The sequence below is a fragment of the Gluconacetobacter entanii genome (assembly GCF_013155425.1).
Classification (GTDB): domain Bacteria; phylum Pseudomonadota; class Alphaproteobacteria; order Acetobacterales; family Acetobacteraceae; genus Novacetimonas; species Novacetimonas entanii.
On sequence record NZ_JABJWD010000132.1, the window covers coordinates 1 to 702 of the forward strand.

The 702-nt window shown below is 68.4% G+C and carries 1 protein-coding gene; it reads left to right on the forward strand.

Annotated elements, in window-relative coordinates; all coding sequences use genetic code 11:
• Window positions 1-702, forward strand: a 702-nt coding sequence (locus tag HNH97_RS16685; protein ID WP_171791634.1) for a baseplate J/gp47 family protein, incomplete at both ends; no start/stop codon positions are given.

The following is a 702-nucleotide window of genomic DNA, read 5'->3' on the forward strand; positions in this document are numbered from 1 at the left end:
TCCCGCAAGGCGGCGACGGCGACCGTGGTGTCGTGCGTGTGCGCGGGTGCGGCCGGGACGGTCGTACCGTCCGGGACACTGGTGCAGGATGATGCGGGATATTATTACGCCGCGACCTCGGCCGGCACGATCCCGGCGACGGGCACGCTGGTGATGGAATTCGCCTGCACCACCACGGGGCCGGTGTCGTGCCCGGCGGGTGTGATCTCGGTCTATCAGGCGGTGGCGGGGCTGGTGTCGGTCACGAACACGGCGGCCGGTATCACGGGCACGGACGTCGAAGGCCGCGCCGCGTTCGAGGCACGGCGCGCCGCCACGGTGGAGGGGAACTCCATCGGGTCCAACGCCGCGATCCTGGCCAACATCCTGTCGGTCGCGGGGGTGACGGATGCGTATGTGACGGACAACCCCACATCCTCCGCCGTCACCACGGGCGGCGTCGCGATTGCCGCGCACAGCGTCTATGCCAGTGTGGTGGGGGGCGATGCGTCGGCCATTGCGCTGGCGATTTTGCAGAAAAAGCCGCCGGGCTGTGGCTATACCGGGGGGACCACGGTCACGGTTGCGGACCCGAATGCGGCCTATACCACCGCGCCGTCCTATGCCGTGTCGTTCGATTACGCGACGCCCACGCCGATCTTCATTGCCGTGTCGCTCGCCAGTTCGGCGACCGTGCCGTCAGATGCGCTGACGCAGATACAG